This is a genomic window from Phenylobacterium composti DSM 19425, from assembly GCF_059568645.1.
This window is the reverse complement of record NZ_JCANTT010000013.1, coordinates 291,269-311,348: the sequence shown is the minus strand read 5'-3', so window position 1 is coordinate 311,348 and position 20,080 is coordinate 291,269. Positions and strand designations below refer to the sequence as shown.

20 protein-coding genes are annotated in these 20,080 nt (G+C 69.7%); 7 read left to right on the top strand and 13 right to left on the bottom strand.

The window, feature by feature from the left end; translation table 11 throughout:
• Positions 1-39: 39 nt before the first annotated feature.
• Both BO64_RS07845 and BO64_RS07840 read right to left on the bottom strand, forming a co-directional pair.
• Positions 40-876, bottom strand: coding sequence for a CheR family methyltransferase (locus BO64_RS07845; protein WP_496402729.1), 837 nt, complete (start codon positions 874-876; stop codon positions 40-42).
• Entirely contained in the window at positions 873-1,952 is a 1,080-nt protein-coding gene (locus tag BO64_RS07840; protein WP_496402728.1) for a protein-glutamate methylesterase/protein-glutamine glutaminase, read from the bottom strand. Before BO64_RS07840 ends, BO64_RS07845 begins: the two co-directional genes overlap by 4 nt.
• 275 nt (positions 1,953-2,227) lie before the next feature.
• On the opposite strand from BO64_RS07840, the gene BO64_RS07835 reads away from it, so the two are divergent.
• Together BO64_RS07835 and BO64_RS07830 are read left to right on the top strand one after the other, a co-directional pair.
• Complete coding sequence (locus BO64_RS07835; RefSeq protein ID WP_496402727.1) at positions 2,228-3,094, top strand: BLUF domain-containing protein; 867 nt, start codon at positions 2,228-2,230, stop codon at positions 3,092-3,094.
• Positions 3,091-4,737, top strand: a complete 1,647-nt coding sequence (locus tag BO64_RS07830) for an ATP-binding protein (protein ID WP_496402726.1) — start codon at positions 3,091-3,093, stop codon at positions 4,735-4,737. The genes BO64_RS07835 and BO64_RS07830 overlap by 4 nt, the downstream gene beginning before the upstream one ends.
• A gap of 17 nt (positions 4,738-4,754) precedes the next feature.
• On the opposite strand, the gene BO64_RS07825 is transcribed toward BO64_RS07830, so the two are convergent.
• The gene (locus BO64_RS07825) at positions 4,755-5,039 is read right to left on the bottom strand and encodes a helix-turn-helix domain-containing protein (RefSeq protein ID WP_496402725.1); all 285 of its coding nucleotides are present in this window, start codon (positions 5,037-5,039) and stop codon (positions 4,755-4,757) included.
• Between the two features lie 131 nt (positions 5,040-5,170).
• Between BO64_RS07825 and BO64_RS07820 the strand changes: the two genes are divergently transcribed.
• Positions 5,171-6,085: a LysR family transcriptional regulator gene (locus BO64_RS07820; protein WP_496402724.1), complete on the top strand. Its 915-nt coding sequence runs from the start codon at positions 5,171-5,173 to the stop codon at positions 6,083-6,085.
• Between the two features lie 9 nt (positions 6,086-6,094).
• Here BO64_RS07820 and BO64_RS07815 read toward each other — a convergent pair whose 3' ends face one another.
• From BO64_RS07815 to BO64_RS07805, 3 genes are all read right to left on the bottom strand, one after another.
• Complete coding sequence (locus tag BO64_RS07815) at positions 6,095-6,505, bottom strand: CHRD domain-containing protein (protein WP_496402723.1); 411 nt, start codon at positions 6,503-6,505, stop codon at positions 6,095-6,097.
• Between the two features lie 104 nt (positions 6,506-6,609).
• Complete coding sequence (locus tag BO64_RS07810; RefSeq protein ID WP_496402722.1) at positions 6,610-7,887, bottom strand: cytochrome P450; 1,278 nt, start codon at positions 7,885-7,887, stop codon at positions 6,610-6,612.
• Between the two features lie 147 nt (positions 7,888-8,034).
• On the bottom strand, positions 8,035-8,946 hold the full coding sequence (locus BO64_RS07805) for an SMP-30/gluconolactonase/LRE family protein (RefSeq protein ID WP_496402721.1): 912 nt from the start codon (positions 8,944-8,946) through the stop codon (positions 8,035-8,037).
• A gap of 279 nt (positions 8,947-9,225) precedes the next feature.
• On the opposite strand from BO64_RS07805, the gene BO64_RS07800 reads away from it, so the two are divergent.
• Positions 9,226-11,658: a TonB-dependent receptor gene (locus tag BO64_RS07800; RefSeq protein WP_496402720.1), complete on the top strand. Its 2,433-nt coding sequence runs from the start codon at positions 9,226-9,228 to the stop codon at positions 11,656-11,658.
• A gap of 74 nt (positions 11,659-11,732) precedes the next feature.
• On the opposite strand, the gene BO64_RS07795 is transcribed toward BO64_RS07800, so the two are convergent.
• Positions 11,733-12,251 carry a dihydrofolate reductase gene (locus BO64_RS07795; protein ID WP_496402719.1) on the bottom strand — a complete coding sequence of 173 codons (519 nt, stop codon included), beginning with the start codon at positions 12,249-12,251 and terminating at the stop codon, positions 11,733-11,735.
• A 179-nt stretch (positions 12,252-12,430) separates the two neighbouring features.
• Between BO64_RS07795 and BO64_RS07790 the strand changes: the two genes are divergently transcribed.
• Positions 12,431-13,018, top strand: coding sequence for a hemerythrin domain-containing protein (locus BO64_RS07790; protein ID WP_496402718.1), 588 nt, complete (start codon positions 12,431-12,433; stop codon positions 13,016-13,018).
• Positions 13,019-13,030: 12 nt separating this feature from the next.
• Here BO64_RS07790 and BO64_RS07785 read toward each other — a convergent pair whose 3' ends face one another.
• The 3 genes from BO64_RS07785 to BO64_RS07775 form a co-directional block, all read right to left on the bottom strand.
• Positions 13,031-13,342: a pyrophosphohydrolase domain-containing protein gene (locus tag BO64_RS07785; protein ID WP_496402717.1), complete on the bottom strand. Its 312-nt coding sequence runs from the start codon at positions 13,340-13,342 to the stop codon at positions 13,031-13,033.
• A gap of 2 nt (positions 13,343-13,344) precedes the next feature.
• A complete protein-coding gene (locus tag BO64_RS07780; RefSeq protein ID WP_496402716.1) occupies positions 13,345-14,205 on the bottom strand; it encodes a thymidylate synthase in 861 nt (286 codons plus the stop codon).
• Positions 14,206-14,287: 82 nt separating this feature from the next.
• Positions 14,288-14,830, bottom strand: coding sequence for a DUF924 family protein (locus tag BO64_RS07775; RefSeq protein WP_496402715.1), 543 nt, complete (start codon positions 14,828-14,830; stop codon positions 14,288-14,290).
• A 144-nt stretch (positions 14,831-14,974) separates the two neighbouring features.
• On the opposite strand from BO64_RS07775, the gene BO64_RS07770 reads away from it, so the two are divergent.
• On the top strand, positions 14,975-15,859 hold the full coding sequence (locus BO64_RS07770) for an RcnB family protein (protein WP_496402714.1): 885 nt from the start codon (positions 14,975-14,977) through the stop codon (positions 15,857-15,859).
• A gap of 10 nt (positions 15,860-15,869) precedes the next feature.
• Here BO64_RS07770 and BO64_RS07765 read toward each other — a convergent pair whose 3' ends face one another.
• Complete coding sequence (locus BO64_RS07765) at positions 15,870-16,340, bottom strand: 5' nucleotidase, NT5C type (protein WP_496402713.1); 471 nt, start codon at positions 16,338-16,340, stop codon at positions 15,870-15,872.
• Positions 16,341-16,367: 27 nt separating this feature from the next.
• Entirely contained in the window at positions 16,368-16,850 is a 483-nt protein-coding gene (locus tag BO64_RS07760; protein WP_496402712.1) for a Fur family transcriptional regulator, read from the bottom strand.
• Between the two features lie 101 nt (positions 16,851-16,951).
• On the opposite strand from BO64_RS07760, the gene BO64_RS07755 reads away from it, so the two are divergent.
• Positions 16,952-19,018, top strand: a complete 2,067-nt coding sequence (locus BO64_RS07755; protein ID WP_496402711.1) for a TonB-dependent receptor — start codon at positions 16,952-16,954, stop codon at positions 19,016-19,018.
• A gap of 84 nt (positions 19,019-19,102) precedes the next feature.
• Here the strand turns inward: BO64_RS07755 and BO64_RS07750 are convergent, their stop codons facing one another.
• Entirely contained in the window at positions 19,103-20,011 is a 909-nt protein-coding gene (locus BO64_RS07750; RefSeq protein WP_496402710.1) for a DUF4167 domain-containing protein, read from the bottom strand.
• Between the last annotated feature and the right edge of the window lie 69 nt (positions 20,012-20,080).

Genomic DNA, 20,080 nt, shown 5'->3' with positions numbered 1-20,080 from the left:
CGCCGGGCGGCGCCGCCCGGCGGGGCGTTTCGTTTTGGGCTAGGCGCTGCGCGCCAGCGGCTCGCCGCCGCGGACCGGGCGGAAGAGGCCCGCGACGCCCGGCGTCAGCTGGAACGCCTCGGTGACGCCCAGCACCGTCTCGGCGCTGCCGAGGAACAGCGCCCCGTCGCTCGTCAGGGCCCGGGCGAGGTCCGTGAGGATCGCCCGTTTCTGCTCCACCTCGAAGTAGATCAGCACATTCCGGCAGAAGATCACGTCGAAGACGCCGAGCCCGCCCGCGCCGTGCAGCAGATTGTGCGGCCGGAACTCCACCATCTGCTGGAGGGTCGGCGAGATGCGCCAGCCGCGGCCTTCCGCCGTGAACCAGCGGTTGAGGCGCTGTTCCGACAGGCCCCGCCGCACCTCGAACTCGCTGTAGAGGCCGGCCCGGGCCTTGGCGAGGATCTCCTCGGACATGTCCGTGGCGATGATCTGCACATTCCAGCCCGCGAGCTGGGCGCCGTGCTCCTGCAGCACCATGGCGACGGAGTAGGGCTCCTGGCCGCTCGAGCAGGCCGCGCACCAGATGCGTAAGGTCCGCCGCGCGGCCCGGGCGTTCAGCAGTTGGGGCAGGACCTCTCGCGACAGCAGGTCGAAGGGCGTGCCGTCGCGGAAGAAGAAGGACTCGTGCGTCGCCATCGCGTTCACGCACCGCCGGATCAGGCCTTCAGACGCGCCGAGACGCAGGCGGGCCAGCAGGCCGCCCACGTCCAGGCCCTCGGCGCGGGCGATGGGGGCCAGCCGGCTGCTCACCAGGTAGTCCTTGTCGGCGGTGAGGGCGAGGCCCGAGCGGCGACGCACCAGGGCGCGGAAGTGCTCGAAGTCTGCAGGGGTCATGCACCGCCCTCCGTCACCCGCCGCAGCCAGGGGCCGATCTCCGGCAGGGGCAGGACCGCTTCGGCAAGGCCGGTGGCGGCGGCGGCGCCGGGCATGCCCCAAACCACGCTGGTCGCCTCGTCCTGAACGATGAAGCGCCCGCCGGCCCGAGCCACCGCCTCGCAGCCGGCCGCGCCATCGGCGCCCATGCCGGTGAGGATCACCGCCAGCACGCCGGCGCCATAGACCTCGGCGGCGCTGCGCAGCATCGGGTCCACGGCGGGACGGCAGAAGTTCTCGGGCGGGTCCTGGTTCAGGCGGATCACCGACAAGGCGCCGTCCCGAGCGACCGTCATATGCCAGCCGCCTGGAGCCACATAGCAGCGGCCCGGCTCGATGGGCGCGCCGTCACGGGCCTCTGCGCAAGGGCGGTCGCCCGCCCGGCTCAGCTGCTCGGCGAGCAGCGCCGTGAAGGTGGCCGGCATGTGCTGGGTCAGGAGGATCGGCTGGGGGGCCGAGCCCTTGAGCGTCTCGAACAGCTGCAGCAGGGCGGGCGGGCCGCCGGTTGAGGCGCCGATGGCCAGGACCTGAGGCCTGGCCCGAAGGCTGGCTCGCCGCGGCGGCGGAACTGTGCGGGGGGCCGGGCGCGCGGCCCGGGGCGGCGGCGCGGTGGAAATCAGGCTTTCGAGCTTGGCGAGCAGTTCCCGGCGGAAGGCCTCGGCGCCCGCGATCCCGGTCTCGGGCTTGGTCACATAGTCCGCGGCGCCGAGCTGCAGGGCCTTCAGACTGATCTCCGCGTTGCGGCGGGTGAGCGTGGAGACCATCACCACCCGCAGGTCCGGCCGGCGGGCGATCATCTCCTTCAGGGCGGCAAGGCCGTCCATCACCGGCATCTCGACATCGAGCACCACGAGGTCGATGTGGCGACGGTCGAGTTCGCGCAGGGCGATCTCGCCATTGGAGGCGGTGGCGACCACCTCGAACCGGCTGTCCTCCGAGATCTGGCGGGCGATCAGTCCACGGACCACCGCGGAGTCGTCGACGACCATGATCTTCGCCTGCGGGGCGCGGTAAGGCGCCGCGGACGCAATCGACAAGCCGTCCTCCCTGAGCCCTTCGAGCCTTCGGCTCGCCCGCTCTGCGCCCTTCACGACCGGATGTCGGGCAGGTAGTGCAGATGAAATACTTGATCTGATGAATCAGGTTAACAACTCTATATCGACGTTATCTGTTTTGGCGTTTGGAGATGAGTTGCCTGAAAGTTGAATAACTCTACCGGCCACGAGGTTCAATAATACCCTACAATGAGAGCCTTGGTGCGCCTGAGGGGTTGTTTTTGGCCTAGAGTGTATTGGCGTTGATTGGAGGAAAGATGCCGCTTCATTCGCTTCGTCTGACCGGCGAGCAAATCCGGGCGGCGCGGGCGTTGGCGCGCATCGAGCAGACCGAGCTCGCCCAGGCCAGCGGCCTCAGCGTGGAGACCATCAAGCGGCTTGAACGGATCCGCGGCGAGGTGGACGCCAAGGGCCGGACCATGGACGCGATCCTCACTGCTTTCGCCGGGTTCGGCGTCACTTTCGACGTGGGCGAGGACGGAGCGGTGGGAATCTGCCGGGCGCAGGGCCGCGCTCACGGGCCGCCGCCCGCGCCCGTGTCAGCCCGTGCGCCCGCCTCGCCGGTCGGCGCCGGCGGGGCGCCGCTGCACCGCCTGATCTATGCGAGCCGGGTGAAGGCCTCGGTCGCGGACCGGATGAAGCCGCTGCTGGACAACATCGCACTCTCCGCCCGCCAGAATGATGCGCTGGGCGTCACCGGCGCGCTTTTCGCCTGCGAAGGCGCCTTCCTTCAGGCGCTGGAGGGGCCGAAGCCGGCGGTGCAGCAGATCTATGGCGCCATCAGCAGCGATCCCCGCCACGAAGCCTTGAGGGTCATCGAGAGCCGGCCCGTCGCGGCCCGGCAGTTCCGTGATTGGACCCTATGCTGCGGCCGGTTCGCCGCCGATGACGAGGCCCTGGCCGAGGAGCCGGCGCTGAAGGACGGCTTCCACCCGGAACGGCTCACCGTCTCGGGCGCCCTCGGGCTCCTGTGTATCATGCGTGATCTCCAGGCCTTTCCGCCGCGGGCGCGGCGCGGTCCGGCGGGCGGCGCCTGCTCGCTCGCCGCCGCCTGCCGCGACACCCTCTGTGCGGCCAGCGCCCGGCGCGCGGCTGATACGCGTTCTGAGGGCCTGTCGTCGTGACCGTCTCAAGCCGGCCGCGTCTGCGGACCACCCTGCGGGACGTTGCGGCGGCGCGGCTGTCGAGCGCCCGCGCCGTCCTGCGCCGCTCCATCGCTCTCAAGGCCGGCCTGCCGGACCGGCTGGAGGACATTCTCACCAGCATCCTCAACATCTCCTCGGAAGGGGTGATCGTCGCGGACGCCGACCTGCGCATCCTGGTCTTCTCCAAGGGCGCCGAGGCCATCTTCGGCTACACCGCTGGCGAGATCGTCGGCCGTACGCTCGACGTCCTGATCCCCCAGGAGGCCCACGAGGCGCACCGCGCCCACGTGGCCAAGTTCGCCGCGGGCCGCCAGGTGAGCCGCCGGATGCTGGGGCGCGGCCCTGTGGAGGGGCGGCGCAAGGACGGCGAGTTGGTCACGCTGGAGGTCGGGCTCTCCAAGCTGATCTCGCCGCGGGGCCTGCTCTTCACCGCCATCGTGCGCGATGTCTCCGAGCATCGCCGCACCGAGGCGGCCCTGGCGCAGGCGCTGGCCGAGGCGAACGCCGCCAACCTCGCCAAGAGCGGTTTCCTCGCCGCCATGAGCCACGAGATCCGCACGCCGCTAAACGGCGTCCTCGGCATGGCCCAGGCCATGGCCGCCGACGAGTTGCCGCCCAAGCAGAAGGAGCGACTGGCGGTCATCCGGGAGTCGGGCGAGGCCCTGCTGGCCATCCTCAACGACCTCCTCGACCTCTCAAAGATCGAGGCGGGCCGCATGGTCCTGGAGGACGCCGAGTTCGATCTCGAGGATGTGGTGGGCGCCGTCCATCGCACCTTTGGGGCCTTGGCGCTGCAGAAGGGCCTGGAGTTCCGGCTGCACATCGACGAGCGGGCCCAGGGTCGCTACCGGGGCGACGCCCTGCGCATCCGGCAGATCCTCAACAACCTGATCTCCAACGCCATCAAGTTCACGAACGCCGGGGCGGTGGAGATCACCGTCCGGCGGAGCGGGTCGCGCCTTAAGGTGGCGGTGGACGATACCGGCGTCGGCATCCCGCCGGAGAAGCTCGCGAACATCTTCCGCCCGTTTGAACAGGCCGACGCCACCACCACCCGCCAGTTCGGCGGCACCGGCCTGGGGCTATCGATCTCCCAGAACCTGGCCCGGATGATGGGGGGCGACATCACGGTGGAAAGCGTCTTGGGGCAGGGCACGCGGTTCAGCCTGGAGCTTCCGCTGCCGCGCATCGCCGCCCAGGCCCCCGCGCCCGAGGAGGCCCCTCAGGTCGACGGCTCGGCGCTGCCGCCCCTGCGTGTCCTGGTGGCGGAGGATAATCCCACCAATCAGCTCGTGATCCGTACGATCCTGGATCAGCTCGGCGTGCAGCCGGTGGTGGTGTCTGACGGCGCGGCGGCGGTGGAGCGCTGGTCCGAAGAGCCGTTCGACCTGATCCTCATGGACGTCCAGATGCCCGGCGTCGACGGTCCCACCGCCACGTCCATGATCCGCGCCCGCGAGGCTCAGGAAGGGGCTGGGCGCACGCCTATCTACGCCCTGACCGCCAACGCCATGGCTCATCAGTCCGAGGAGTATGTCCAGGCCGGTATGGACGGCCTCATCGCCAAGCCCATTGTCCTCGACGAACTTGTGGCGGCCCTGACGCGGGTGTCGTCGCCCTGAAGAAGGCGGTTCCGGGGTCAGACGCCCGCCGGCGCGAAGGCGGGCCGCGCCGTGCCGGGGGGCGGCGCCAGGCCCACGCCCACGGCGCCGTCGAAGCGCCAGATCAGCCGCACGCCCAGGCCCTCGAAGGTCTCCCGCAGGGCGCGCAGGGTGCTTGCATGGGCTTCCACCCGGCCCCGGGTGCGTTCCAGCCGCTTTATGGTCTCAAGGCTGAGCCCGGTGCGCCGGGCGAGTTCGGCCTGCTCCAGACGCACCAGCGCCCGGGCGGCGCGGATCTGCTCACCAGTGATGAACTCGTGCAAGGACGGCCTCATTCCCCCGCGGGCGTCTGGCGTTGACGCCCGTCTTGCCGTTCACCATTTTGGGTGAGCGGCGTTCTCGCGAGAAGCGTCGCAGGATTGCACGCCGCGATAACTGCTGGTTATCAGCCGCCGTGAACATCCGGACGCTCCGTCAGGTACTCGCCATTGGCGAACACGGCAGTTTCGCGCGGGCGGCGCGGGCTTTGGGCGTGTCGCAGCCCAATCTCTCCAAGAACATTGCGCGCCTGGAGGATGAACTGCGGGGGCGCATCTTCTTCCGCACCGCCGGGGGCGCCCAGCTGACGCCCTTTGGCCAGCTTGTCGTCGACCAGGCGCGCCGGGTGATCGAACAGGCCGACATCCTCGAACAGGCCGCGCAGCTGGCGGCCGGCGGCCCTTCGAGCCTGCTGCGGATCGGCTGCGGGCCGGAACTGAAGCGCGCCTTTGCCCCCCGCCTGCTCGCCGCCCTTGTCGGCGACCGACCGCAGCTCAACATCCGGCTCGAGGTCGGCGATCGCCACCGGCTCCTGCCCGCCCTCCGCGCCCGCGAACTCGACGTGATCTTCTGTGTCGCGGACGATGCTGTGGCCAGCGACGGCCAGGTGGTCGCGCCGGCCCTCACCACATTCGGCGTCGCCGTGGCCGCGCCTCACCACCCGCTGGCCAAGGAGGCGGCGGTCACGCCTGAGCTCTTCCTGCAGTTCGCCAACGCCGGACCGCGCAACGCCTACTTCACCGGCCAGGCCCGCTTTGGCGCGGTGGCGGTCTCGGCCCAGGGGCCGCGCTATGAGCTCAGCGACTACGAGCCGTTCATGCCCCTGGTGCTGGCGGGGCGGGCGACGATCCGGCTGCCGGCGTTCGAGGCCGAGCCCTATCTCGCCGCCGGCTCGCTGGTGCAGGTGAACCTCCCTACAGTCGATGTGCGGTATGCCGGCATCGCCACGCCGGCGGCGGCGACATTTCCGATCGTCGCCGACGCCCTGAGGTTTGCTGAACAGGTGGGGGTCGAACTCGCCCAGACCCAGAAGCTGGTGCGCCGGATCTGATGGCGCGCGCTATCTCGAGAGCTGACCGCGGATGGCGCCGGGCGGGAACTCGGCGTTGTGGACATTGACGTAGTAGCCCGCCGGGTTCGCCAGGATGGCGTCCACCACCGCCTTGTCGGCCGTGGCGCAGCCTGAACTGCGGCCGTCGGCGTCCGGCTTGGTCAGCGGGACCACCGGCGGGCCGTTCTCGCCCTCAGCGCCCTTGTGGATGTGGGCGGCGGTGGCGACGGCGATGTTCTCCACCATCAGGGTGTAGCAGACCTCGCTCTTGGCGGGATCGATCTGGAAGGTGGCGTGCCCCTGGCCGTCCGGGTCCTTCCCGGCGCCGGTCAGGTGGGCCGACAGGCTTTCCGCCGCATGGGCCGACGCGCCCAGGGCCGCGACCGCGGCTGCAAGGGCGAAAATGGGTGTCTTGGTCATGGGGTTTCCTCCGCCTCAAAGGCGGGGGGGATGGAAGCCCTCGGCGAACGACCCGTCAATCGCGGCGAGCCGGCGGCGGGGGGCCGCCGGCCAAAGCCCGAGGGTCAGTTTCGGGTGGGGATCACCACCGGCAGGTGCTCGTAGCCCTTCACGAAGGACGAGTAGACCCGCTTGGGCGGCCCCACCACCTCGATCCGCGGGAAGCGGGCGAGGATCTCTTCCCAGATGATCTTCAGCTGCAGCTCGGCCAAGCGGTTGCCGACGCAGCGGTGGATGCCGAAGCCGAACGACAGGTGCCGGCGCACGTTCGGCCGCTGGATCCAGTAGTCGTTGGGCCGCTCGATGACTTCCTCGTCGCGGTTGCCCGAAACGTACCACATGGCCACCTTGTCGCCGGCCTTGATGGTCTTGCCGCCCAGCTCGAAGTCCTGCTTGGCGGTCCGGCGCATGTAGGCCAGCGGCGTCTGCCAGCGGATGGTCTCGGAGACCATGTTGGGGATCAGGCTGGGATCGGACCGCAGAAGGCGGTCCTGATCGGGGTTCTGGTGCAGGGCCAGGATCGAGCCGGAGATCGTGTTGCGGGTGGTGTCGTTGCCGCCGACGATCAGCAGGATCAGGTTCCCCAGGTACTCCATGCGGTCCATGTTCCGCGTGGACTCGCCATGGGCCAGCATCGAGATCAGGTCCGGCCGCGGCGGGGCGTTCACCCGCTCGTTCCACAGCCGCATGAAGTAGTCGACGCACTCGAACAGGGTCTGGCGACGCCGCTGCTCGTGCTCTTCGCGATCAGTGGTGCCGAGGATGCCGCTCTCCGGCGCCGAGGTGGCCACGTCGGACCAGAAGGTCAGCTTGCGGCGGTCCTCCCACGGGAAGTCGAAGAGCGTCGCCAGGGTCATGGTGGTGAGCTCGATAGACACCTTGTCGACCCAGTCGATCTCCTCGCCGATCGGCAGGTCGTCGAGGATCTTGCCGGCGCGTTCGCGGATGATCGGCTCGAGATAGGCCAGGTGATTGGGCGCCACGATCGGCTGGACCGTCTTGCGTTGCACGTCGTGCTTCGGCTGGTCCATGGCGATGAACATCGGCAGCCGGAAATCGTCGGCCGGGTCGGGCAGGACGATGGTCGGCTCGGACGAGAACACTTCGTGGTTCGTGTCCACGGCCATGATGTCGTTGTACTTGGTCACCGACCAGTAACCGCCCACGTCGTCATAGGACGACACGGCCCAGTGCACCGGGTCCTCCTTCCGCAGCCGCTCGAAGTAGGGCCACATGGTGTCGGTGCGGAACAGTTCCGGGTCGCCCGGATTGATCTCTTCCAGCGGCATCGAATAGGCCGCCTCGCGCGCGGCGCGCTGCAGGTCGATCGAGGCGTCGTCCATGTTGGCTCCTCCTGGCTGCGGGTCATGCGGCGCCCGCGGCTTCTCTGAGTGAACGATGATCCCTAAGCGCGGAGGAGTCAACGGAAGATGACGGGGGCGTCATCTTTGCGGCGCAGCTTTCCCTCCCGGTGAGGGGAGGGGCTGCTGTCAGGCGTTGAAGTTCAGCTTCAGGCCCGGCCGGGGCCAGGTAGCCTTGTAGAGCTTGCCCGTCGACGAGGCGGTGATCCAGGCGGTCCGCATGTCCGGGCCGCCGAAGCAGATGTTGGTCACCACGAGGTCCGGGATGGCGATGTGCTCGGTGGTTCCTGCCGGGTCGAAGACGGTGATCCCGCCGTTGATGATGGTGGCGACGCAGACCTTGCCCGAGGCTTCCACGGCGAGGCTGTCCAGCAGCTGGTAGCCGGGCAGGTTGGCCACCACCCGGCCCGGAGCGAGGCCCTCGCCAGCGGCGAGGACGCCGGTCTCCGCTACGTCGAAGGCCCAGAGGCGGCCCAGGGTGGTGTCGGCGAGATAGACCGTCTTCTCGTCGGGCGAGAGGCCGATGCCGTTGGGCGAGACGAGATGGTCGCGCTGGCGGCTGATGTGCGAGCCGTCGGTCTTGGCGTAGTAGACGCCGCCGAACTTGCGCCCGTCGGGCGTGGAGCAGCCGTGGTCGCTGAACCAGAAGCCGCCGGACTTGTCGAAGACGAGGTCGTTCGGCCCCACCAGCCGCTTGCCGTCGCAGGCCTCGTACACCGTCTCCAGCTTGCCGGACTTCAGGTCGTAGCGCTGGATCATGCCGCCGCTGTGTTCGGGCGGGGTCGGGCCGGGGATGGTCAGGCCGTCGCGCTCAAGCCAGACGAACGAGCCGCCATTGTTGGTGATCCAGATCGCGCCGTCTGGGCCGATGGCCGCGCCGTTAGGGCCGCCGCCGGTCTCCACCACCATCTCCTTGCGGCCGTCGGGCGTCACCCGCGTCAGGCGCCGGCCCTTGATCTCGGTGAGGATCACAGACCCGTCCGCCATGGCGATCGGCCCTTCGGGGAACTCCAGTCCGTCGGCGATCAGCTCGATGTCCATTCTCATCCTCCCGCTGTTTTGCCGCGACTATAGCCGCAAGGAGCCTCGGCGCGTGAAGCCTGAAACGGCTGGTGACGCGACGTAAGATGTCCTGACGCGACGTCAGTTCGAATTCTTGCGGAATTCCAAAACTACCGCTGCGTGAGGCTTGGATACTTCACCTATCATTTTCGATAGCTTGAAGTGACCTGGTGAAGACCTCACGTTCCCGGCGCGTCGGCCGATCCGCGGCCGCCGGGAGACGCGCCCGCAAGAGGCGCGCCCAGAGGAGGGAACCTGATGCTTCGATTCCACAATCGCGCGCGGCTGACGCTGGGCGCTTCGGCCTTCGCCCTGCTCGGGGCGACGAGCGCCCTCGCCCAGGAGCCGCCTCCGCCGCCGACCGCGCTCGACGCCATCGTGGTGACCGCCCAGCGCCGCGAGGAAAGCCTCAATGACGTGGGCATGAGCATCCAGGCCGTCCGCGGCGAACTGCTGGATCAACTGCACGTCACCGACACCCGCGACCTCAGCGCCTTTGCGCCGAGCTTCACCGTGTCCCAAAGCTACCAGGGCGTGCCGACCTATACGATGCGTGGGATCGGCTTCAACACGATCAACCTTTCGGCCACCTCTACCGTCGGGACCTATGTGGACGAGGTGGCCTATGCCTATCCGTTCATGATGACGGGCCCCATGCTCGACCTGGAGCGGGTCGAGGTGCTGAAGGGGCCGCAGGGCACCCTGTACGGCCGCAACACCACCGCCGGCCTCATCAACTTCGTTACCCGCAAGCCCACCGAGGACTTCGAGGGCTCGGTCACCGCCGAGGTCGGCAACTACGAAACCCTGAACGTCGAGGGCTTCGTCAGCGGCCGGATCGCCGAGGGTCTCGCCGGCCGCCTGGCCTTCCGCTCCGAGAACGCTGGCAAGGGCTGGCAGGTCTCCAACACCCGCGGCGAGCGTCAGGGCGAGGTCGACCGCTGGGCCATCCGCGGCTCGCTGGCTTTCGAGCCCACCGACCGCTTCTCCGCCGACCTGTCCGTGACCTATTGGGAAAACCAGTCCGACACGGTGGTCGCCCAGGGGATCGGCTTCACGCCCGCCACCGCCGTCAGCCCGTTCCTGGCCCCGGGTATCGCCGACTACATCGCGGCCAACCAGCCGACCAAGGCCAGGCACGCCGATTGGGCGCCGGAGTCCGTTCGGGGCGCCGACGCCGGCATCGGGCCGGGCCTGAAGGGGCCGCTGCGCGAGGACAACACCTTCCTCGGCCTGAAGCTGCATATGGGCTACGAGCTCAGCGACAACGTCCGCCTGGTCTCGCTGACGGGGTACAACGACCTGAAGCGTCGGGCGCTCTCGGACTGGAGCGGCGCACCCTACGAAATCCTGCTGCAGCGGGCCGAGGGCGACATCGAGTCCTTCTCCCAGGAGTTGCGCCTGGAAGGCGGCGACGACCGCGCCAATTGGCTGGTGGGCGCCTACTACGCCAAGGACGAGATCGTCGACGCCAACCGCACCCTGCTGGGCCAGAACGCCAATGTGGGCCTGATCCGGTATGCGGGCTCCGGGCTGCTGACCAGCCCGTTCAACACCGGCGGCTACACGGCTCTGCAGATGTCGCAGGCCTTCCGGACCTACATCGACCGCGGGGACATGACGACCAAGACCTGGTCGCTCTTCGCCAACGGCGACTACCGCCTGAGCGAGGTCCTGAAGATCACCGCCGGCATCCGCTACACCGAGGACAAGCAGGACTACGCGGGGTGCTCGCGCGACTTCAACGGCAGCATGCTGCCGAACGTGAACGTCGTGAACCGGGCCCTGTACTTCCAGACCTACGGCGTCATCGCGCCCGAGATCGCGGCCAACGCCTGCAACACCTTCGATCCGGCCACCGGCACGTTCGGCATGGTCGTCTCGCAGCTGGACGAGGACAACCTCGCCTGGCGGCTGGCCCTTGACTGGACGCCCAATGACGACGTCCTGGTCTTCGCCTCGGTGTCCAAGGGCGCCAAGGCCGGCGCCACGCCGGTCAACGCCGCCAACATCGCGACGCAGAACGCCCCGGCCAAGCAGGAGCTGCTCACCGCCTATGAGGTGGGCTTCAAGGCCAGCCTGCTGGAGCGGCGGATGCAGGCGAACGTCAGCGCCTTCTACTACGACTACAAGGACAAGCAGCTCAGCGTCTATTTCGCCGACCCGATCTACACCGCCCTGTCGCGCCTGCAGAACGTGCCCAAGGGCGAGGCCTACGGGGTGGACGGCGAGATCACCTGGCGGCTCACGCCCGAGTTCACCCTGATCGCCGCCGGCACCCTGCTGCACACGGAGGTCCAGGACTACCTCGGCACCAACGCCGCCGGTCAGCCCCAGGACTTCGACGGCCGGCCGTTCCTCTACAGTCCGAAGAAGTCCGGCTCGCTCACCGCGCTCTATAACCGCGAGCTCAGCGCCGACCTCGGCCTGCAGGTGGCGGTGAACGCGCGCTGGCAGGACGACACCCATGCCGACCTGGAAGGCGATCCGCGCTTCAAGGTCGACGCCTACGGCCTGCTCAACGCCAGCGTCGGCGTGCAAAGCCTGGACGACCGCTGGCGGTTCCAGGTCTGGGGGCGCAACCTGACCAACGAGTATTACTGGACCGCCGTCAGCAGCAACGCGAACGTCGTGGTCCGCTTCCCGGGCCAGCCGCGGACCTACGGGGCCTCGCTGACCTACAATTTCTAAGCGTCGGAGTTTCTGGTTCCTCCCCTGAACGCCGGGACCGCCTTCGGGCGTCCCGGCTCTCTTTTTTCGGGGGGCTACAGGCGCTCGAGCACCCGCCAGGTGAAGGGGTGTTCGTCCGCGTCCGAGGCCGCGAAAGCCTGGCGCGAGACCTCCCGCCACCGGCTCTCGTCGATCGGCGGCAGGGTGACGTCGCCCTCCACCTCGGCGTCCACTTCGCTGAGGTAGAGCCGGCTGGCTCGGGCCAGGGCCAGTTCGAACAGCGAGGCCCCGCCGATCACGCAGACCTCGCCGACGCCGTCGTCCGCCGCCTGTTCCCGGGCGATCTGCACGGCTTCCGAGAAGTCATCGACCACCAGCGCGCCCGTCGCCTCATAGCTCTGGTCGCGCGTCAGCACGATGTTGGTGCGTCCCGGCAGGGGCTTGCGGGGGAGGCTCTCCCAGGTCTTGCGGCCCATGATGACGGGCTTGCCGAGGGTCGCCTGCTTGAAGAGGGCCAGGTCCGATTTCAGCCGCCAGGGCAGGGCGCCGTCCTTGCCGATCACGCCGTTCCTGGCGCGAGCGATAGGGCCGGCCGAGAGGATGATCCGCGACATGGCTGAGGTCTTAGCGTCGCCTGCGCCGGCGGCCAACGGGGCGATTTCGAAGAATGGCGCTTGGCCCGCCCGCTCGGATCATAGGGCCCTGACCCTCGGTTCGCGGAACCCCGCCGGCGTCAGGCGTGTTGGCGCAGGCGGCCTCCCGATGCGGGCAGGGCCCGAGCGGAGGAAGACGCATGTCCATCATTGACAAGGCTCTGGGCGCGGTGACGCCGCCCGAGAGCGACAAGGCCCGCGCCAAGGCCACGGCCGAAGCCCGCGCCCTGGCCCAGCCTGGCGACTGGCTATCCCTGGCGCTGGACCATCACGACGAGATCCGCGCGGGGTTCGAGGCCTGCCGCAAGGCCCGCACCGGCCCCATGCGAACCAAGGCCATGCAGGCCCTGGCCCTGGTGCTGAACGGCCATTCCCTGGCCGAGGAGGTGGTCCTCTACCCGGCCTTCGCCAAGGCGGGGCACAAGCCGGCCACGGGCCTCGCCTACACCGAACAGACCACCGCCAAGATGCAGATGGCCGAGCTGGAGCGGATCGATCCCACCACCAAGGCCTGGACCGACAAGCTGGAGCACATCCGTGGTGCGGTCCTGCACCACATCTTCGAGGAAGAGAGCACCTGGTTCCCGCAGCTCAAGGCCGACTACGACGACCAGGCCCACCTCGACCGTCGCTTCCGCGAGGAGTCCGACCGCCACGTGGTGGCCCCCGCCAAGGCGGTGATCGCCGAGGCCCGGGCCTTCGCCGCTGCGCCGCGGGCGGCGCAGTAGCCGGCGGGAGGCTTACCCCACTGGCTCCAGCCACTTGAGCCACTTGCGCCGCACCGCCTGATCCGGGTCGATGCCGAAGCGGCGGCAGTAGAGCAGCAGCATGCACAGGACGTCGGCGGCCTCGTCGGCGCGGTCCTGCTCGCTGGCCTCGCCCCGGCCGCGGCTCGACAGGCGCAGGTGGGCCTGCGCCAGTTCCCCCAGTTCCTCCTGCAGCTTCAGGAGGAACCAGTCGTCGTCGCGGTCGATGGCGTACTTGCCGGCGTAGATGTCCGAGATTCGGGCCGCCGCCTCGGAAACCTCCGCGAGGGTCAGCCGCTCGCTCATGGTCACACCGCGATCGGGGCGGCGATGGACGGGTGCGCCTGGTAACCTTCCAGCTTGAAGTCCTCGTAGGCGAAGTCGAACAGGTCCGACTTGTCGGCGATGACCATGCGCGGCAGCGGGAAGGGCTCGCGCTCCAGCTGCAGCCGGGCCTGGTCCAGGTGGTTCAGATAGAGGTGCGCATCGCCCAGCGTGTGCACAAACTCGCCGGGCTCATAGCCGGTCACCCTGGCCATCATCAGGGTCAGCAGGGCGTAGCTGGCGATGTTGAACGGGACGCCCAGGAAGACGTCCGCCGAGCGCTGGTAGAGCTGGCAGGAGAGGCGGCGCACCCCGTCCCTGTCGGGCGCCACGAAGAACTGGAACAGGCAGTGGCAGGGCGGCAGGGCCATGTCCTCCACCTCGGCCGGGTTCCAGGCCGAGACGATGTGGCGGCGGCTGTCGGGATTGGTCTTCAGGCTATGCACCACCCCGGCGATCTGGTCGATCACGCGCCCGTCCGGCGCGGCCCAGCTGCGCCACTGCTTGCCATAGACCGGGCCGAGTTCGCCGGTCTCGTCCGCCCATTCGTCCCAGATGGTCACCCCGCGCTCCTGCAGCCAGCGGACGTTGGTGTCGCCGCGCAGGAACCAGAGCAGCTCCAGGATGATCGACTTGCGGTGCAGCTTCTTGGTGGTGAGGAGCGGGAAGCCCTTCGCCAGATCGAAGCGCATCTGCCGGCCGAAGACGCCCAGGGTCCCGGTGCCCGTCCGGTCGCCTCGCTGGGCGCCGTTGGCCAGGATGTCGGCCAGCAGCGCGAGGTACTGCCGCTCGGGGTGATTGGCGTCGGCCCCGCAGTGTTCGGCGATGGAGACGTGGGCGTTCATCGACAACCACCCTGCCCGATTCTTCAGGGCTCTGAATGAACGCTGATTCGGCTATCCACAGGTGGATCGCCGCAGGTGTGGATCATCCGGCGAAGCCGCCGTCGTCGAGAAAGGCCTGCTCCTTGGGCGTGGTCTTGCGGCCGAGCATGGGGTTGCGGTGCGGGAAGCGGCCGAACTGGACGATGATATCCCGGTGAATCCGGGCCCAGCGCAGGGTTTCCGCATCGCCCAGTTCCTCGGCCAGGGCCACGGCCAGGTCCTGGTCGGCCAGATCCTCGGAATGTTCGAAGGGCAGCATGAAGAACTGGCCCATGGGCGGCTCCACCTCGCGGTGGAAGCGCTTGGCCGCCGCCCCGCGGGCGATGGCGCGGGCCTTGCCGTCGGTGGCGAAGGCGTGGGCCGATCCGCGGTAGAGGTTGCGGGGAAACTGATCGAGCAGGATCAGCAGGGCGAGGGCTCCCTCGGCTGTCTCGGCCCAGGCGTCGTACTGCCCGCGCGCCGCCGCGTGGTGGGTCGGCTCGAACTTCAGCCGGATCGCCTCGTCGAAGGCGGCGCCGCCATGGAACCACTTGCCAGGCCCCGCCTGGCGCCAGAAGCCGATGACGTCCTGCGGCGTTGCGACCAAGGCCCTGTCCTCCCGTGGCGAAGGCCAGAACAGTGGAGCCGAAGGCGGCGTTCGTTCAAGCGCGGTTCAGCCTGCGAGGCGCGTTCTGGATGGCGAGGGAAGTCCGGCGGCCGTCCTTTGCGCGGTCGCCAAGAGTGGTTCGTGATGAAGACAAGGACGATGACCGCCCTGGCGGTGGTGCTGCTGGCGGCGGCCAGCCTGCCGGCGGCGGCGCAGGAGCGCGGCGACCGTGGCGGCCGCGACCGGGGCGGCGCCCGGGCCGAGTTCCGCCAGGACCGCGGTGCGGATCGCGGCTCAGCCGCGCGGGCGCCGGAGCGCAGTTTCCAACGGGGACCTGAGCGCGCCCGTCAGGATGGCGGCGAGCGCCGATCCCTGGGCGAGCCGCCGGCCCGCGCGCCCGAGGCCCGGCCCGCGGCCCAGGCGGCTCCCCAGGCGCCCCGGGCGGTGCGCGCGCCCGAGGCGCCTCGCGCCCGTGCGGTGGATCAGGATCGCCCCGACATGTGGCGCAGCGACCGGCAGCGCGGCGAGGTTCGTCCCGATCGTGCGCCGGACCGGGCCCGCCTGGGCGGCGAGCGGCCGGACGGCTGGCGTGACAACGACCGGGACCGGCGCGGTTCCGGCGACCGGGCGCGCGCCGGCCGGTGGGACGGCGACCGCCGGGGCTGGGACAACCGCTGGAGCCGGGCAGACCGCGACCGCTGGGATCGTAACGACCGCGACCGGGACCGGCGGCGGGGCGATCGGCCGTACTGGAGCCAGGGCCGCTACCCCTTCAGCTATTCCAGCGCGCGGCGCTACCGCGGCCCTGCCTGGGTCGCCCCGCCCGGCTTCTATTTCCGCACCTGGTCCATGGGCGACTACCTGCCCTGGGGCTGGTACGGCCCGAACTATCGGCTGGATGACTGGTGGGACTACGGCCTGCCCTGGCCGCCGCCGGGCTTCGACTGGGTGCGCAACGGTCCCGACGTCCTGCTGGTCGACCGGTTCAGCGGCCGCATCGTCCAGGTGGTCCGGATGGTCTTCTGGTGAGGCCGGCCGTCTAGAGGTATCCCAGCGCCCGGAGCTCGGCGATCGAGCTCCGGGCGTTCCTGTGATGGACGAACCGGCCGCCGGCCGCCTCCCAGAGACGCCGGTGCTTGTCCCGGTCGTCCACCAGTACGTCGCCTGGGTGGCAGTGCTCGCGCTTCAGGGCCGCCAGGGTGGTGATCACTGGCACGCCCGGGAACCAGCGCGCCGCCCAGCGGCGCTTCTGCGGCTCGGCCCAGGTCCCGCGCGGCAGGCCGGTGAGGATGATGGGGGTCCGGTCCTTCACCGCCTCGTAGAGCTCGAAGGCGTCGGGCATCGGCTCCAGCCGCGCAAAGAAGTCGGGCGCCTGCGCCAGCCGGTTCCAGAAGAGGCCTGGATTGTAGCGCCGCTCGAACTCCTGGGGCGGCATGCCGAGCACCGCCTCGGCGCCCTTGTCGAAGTCGGCGAGAACTCCGTCGCAGTCCAGATAGATCTGCTTGCGCATCCGGTCTTTGAACGCGCGCGGCGGCGGCTAGTGTTCCCGGCAGGCGGGGCAGAGGCCGCGTGCCTCCAGCGTCACCGCCCGCACTGCATAGCCCGCCTTGTCCGCGGCCTCGAGCTGAGGACCGAAGTCGGGGTCGAACTCCTCGGCCGCGCCGCAGCATTCGCAGATCAGGAAAGCCGCCGCATGCCCGCCCTCGATGCGGCACGGCACATAGGCGTTCAGGCTTTCGATCCGGTGGGCGAAGCCCAGGCGCTCCAGGAACTCCAGGGCGCGATAGACGGTGGGCGGCTTGGCGGGTTCGCCGTCCTCGCCGAAAGCGGCGATCAGGTCATAGGCCTTGAGCGGCGCCTCGGCCCCCAGCAGCAGCTCCAGCACCCGGCGGCGCGGCGGGGTCAGCCGTTCCTGTGTTTCAAGGCAGCGGGCCTCGGCCGCGCCCAGAGCCTGGCGCAGCGCGGCGCCTGATAAACCGCCATGGGCTGCTTCGCCGTGATGCTGGCAGTGATGCGACATGGTGTCTTGGCCTAACCCGGTTCCTATGGCCCGGCAACGGCTTGACGGTCCGTTATGTTATTTCATAACACATCCACCTTGTTGCAAGTCCGGGATTTGACATGTCGCGTATCGTCCTCTTCGCCGCTGCGGCCACGGCGGCCCTGTCGACGGTTCCAGCCTCGGCTCAAGACCGGGAAGTGCGGGAGGTGGTGGTCACGGCGGCGCCCTATGCGGTGACCATGGACTCGGCCACCACCAGCGTCGACATCCTCAAGCGTGATGAACTTGACCAGGCGCCGGCGGGCGGCCTGGGCGATGTGCTGGCCGGCGTGGCTGGCGTGCGCTCCAGCGCCTTCGGCCCCGGCTCCAGCCGGCCCGTGATCCGCGGCCTCTCCGGGCCGCGCGTGCTGGTGCTGTCCAATGGCCTCGGCCAGGTGGACGCCAGCGCGCTCTCTCCGGACCATGCGGTGGCCACCGACCCGCAGGAAGCCGAGCGCATCGAAGTGCTGCGCGGCCCTTCGGCCCTGGCCTATGGCGGTTCGGCCATCGGCGGCGTGGTCAACATCATCGACGACCGGATCGCGACCTCGCCGGTGCAGGGCGTCCACGGCCGGGTGAGCGCGTCGGGCTCCACGGTCGACGACGGCTGGCAGGGCGCCGCGGCGCTGCGCGCGGGGCTCGGCGGCTTCGTGCTCAGCCTGGACGCCGTGCGCCGGGAGACCGACGACTACGACGTGCCCACCTCCCCGGAATCCCGTCGGCAGGCCGAGGCGGACGGCGAGGCGTGGGCCGGGCCGGTGGGCGGCTCGGTGGAGAACACCTTCACCGACCTGAAGGCCTATGGGGTCGGCCTCTCCTATGTGGGCGAGCAGGGCTACCTGGGCGTTTCGGTGAAGCGCAGCGAGAGCCGTTACGGCGTCCCCGGCCACGCCCATGTGCATGGCGATGACGACCATGACCACGATCACGGTCATGACCACGACGACCACGACCATGACGATCATGATCACGGGGGCGAAGAGGGTGCGGTCGCCATCGACCTGAAGCAGACCCGCTACGACCTGCGCGGCGAATATCGGATCGACCTTGGCCCGTTCGAGAAGGTCCGCTTCGCGGGCGGCTATGCCGACTACACCCACAAGGAGCTGGAAGGCGGCGTGGTCGGCACCCGCTTCTTCTCCGAAGGCTGGGAAGGGCGCCTTGAGCTGATCCAGCCGGACCGCCACGGCTGGCAGGGCGCGGTGGGCGTCCAGGGCCTGAAGCGCGACTTCGAGGCCGTCGGCGACGAGGCCTTCGTGCCGCCGACCAAGACCACGGAGTGGGGCGTCTTCACCCTGCAGCGCTACGACCGCGACGCCTGGGGCGTGGAGGGCGGCCTGCGGCTCGAGACCCGCGAGCTCGACAGCCGCGCCGGCCGGCGCGACTTCACCGCCGTTTCGGGCTCCCTGGGCGGCTTCATCCGTCCCGCCGAGGGGTGGTTCTTCTCCCTCAGCGGCTCGCGCACCGAGCGGGCGCCGTCGCAGGAGGAGCTGTTCGCCGACGGGCCGCACCCGGCCACACGTTCCTATGAGCGCGGCGATGCCGATCTCGGCTCCGAGGTCTCGTATTCGGTGGATCTGACCGGTCACTACGGCGGCGGGCCGTGGCGGGTGGACGCCCACCTGTTCGCCGCCCGCTACGAGGGCTTCATCGACCTCGTGCCCACGGGCGAGGAGGACGGGGACTCCCACCTGCCGATCCATCAGTTCGTGCAGACCGACGCCACCTTCTACGGCGCCGAGATCGAAGGCTCGTACCGTCTCTGGCAGGACGGCGCCCGCAGCTTCCGGCTTGAGGGGACCGCTGACTACGTCCATGGCAAGACCGACCTCGGCCCGCCGGCCCGCGTGCCGCCGTGGTCGGCGGCTGGCCGGGCCATCTTCGATGGCGGCTGGTGGACGGGCCAGCTGGAGGTGCGCCGGGTGGCCTCTCAGGACCGCGTGGCCGCCTTTGAGCTGCCCACCGACGGTCACACCCTGCTCAACGCCCAGCTGACCTTCCGGCCGCTCAAGGACCCGGGTTTCAAGGTCTTCGTGGAAGGGCGCAACCTGACCAACGTCGAGGCCCGCGAGCACGCCTCGTTCCTGAAGGACATCGCCCCGATGCCCGGCCGCAACCTGCGGATCGGCGCGGGCTACCGCTTCTAGCCGGCCACAAAAAATCCCTCCCCTGCGAAGGGGAGGGATTGTCTTTGCCGTGTCGGCCCGCCCCGCGAAGGGGGCGACCAAAGCTTACGCGTCTTCGGTTTCGCCGCCCGGGGCTTCGCCGCTCTCGAAGGTGCGAGGACGGCGGCGGCGACGGGCCGGACGCTCCTCGCCGTCGGAGCATTCAGGACGCGGTTCGGCGCGGGCCTGCAGGAAGGCCGGGGCCTGGCTCTCGCCGCCGTCGGCGTCGCGCAGCACTGGACCACGCTCTTCCCGCGGCGTCTCGCCCTGGGGTTCGATCACCGCCAGCGGATCGCGCTCGGCGCGCTCGGCGCGCTCGCCGCGGTCGTTGCGCTCGCCCCGATCGCTCCGCTCGCGGCGGTCGTCACGGTCGCGGCGGCCTTCGCCTTCGCCCTCGGCCCGGGGACGGTCGTCCCGGTCGCGCCGGTCACGCCAGCGGTCGCGACGGCGGCCGCCTTCGCCTTCGCGGCGCTCGCCGTCGCGGTCATTGCCGCGGTCGTTGCCCCGATCATTGCGCTCGCCGCGATCCCGGTCGCGGCCCTGCCATTCGCCGCGGTCCCGGTCCCGCTCGCGGGCGCCGTCCCGGTCGCGATTGCGATCGCGGCCTTCACCTTCGCTCTGGTTCTCGGCCTCGTCGGCCGCCTCGGCCTGGGCCAGCTGGCCTTCGTCCTCGAAGTCGATGTCGTAGCCCGAGGCGAACTGGTCGCGGCCGAGGATCTCGGCGGCCGGGCGCTGGGGCTGAAGGGCGCGCAGGAGGCGGAAATAGTGTTCGGCGTGCTGGAGGTAGTTCTCGGCCAGGACCCGGTCGCCGGCCGAAGCGGCGTCGCGCGCCAGCTGCTGGTACTTCTCGAAGACATGCTGGGCGTTGCCCCGCACCTTCACGCCGTCGGGGCCGTTGGAGTCGAACGCCCGATTGGCGTTCTGCGGCTTGTTGCCACCGCCGCCGCCGCGGTTCCGCCCGCGTTGACGCTTCATACCCTTGAAATCTCTCATGTCGAAACCGTTCGGCTCTTCCTTGAGCGCCCTCGTCGGCCTTGGCCTTCG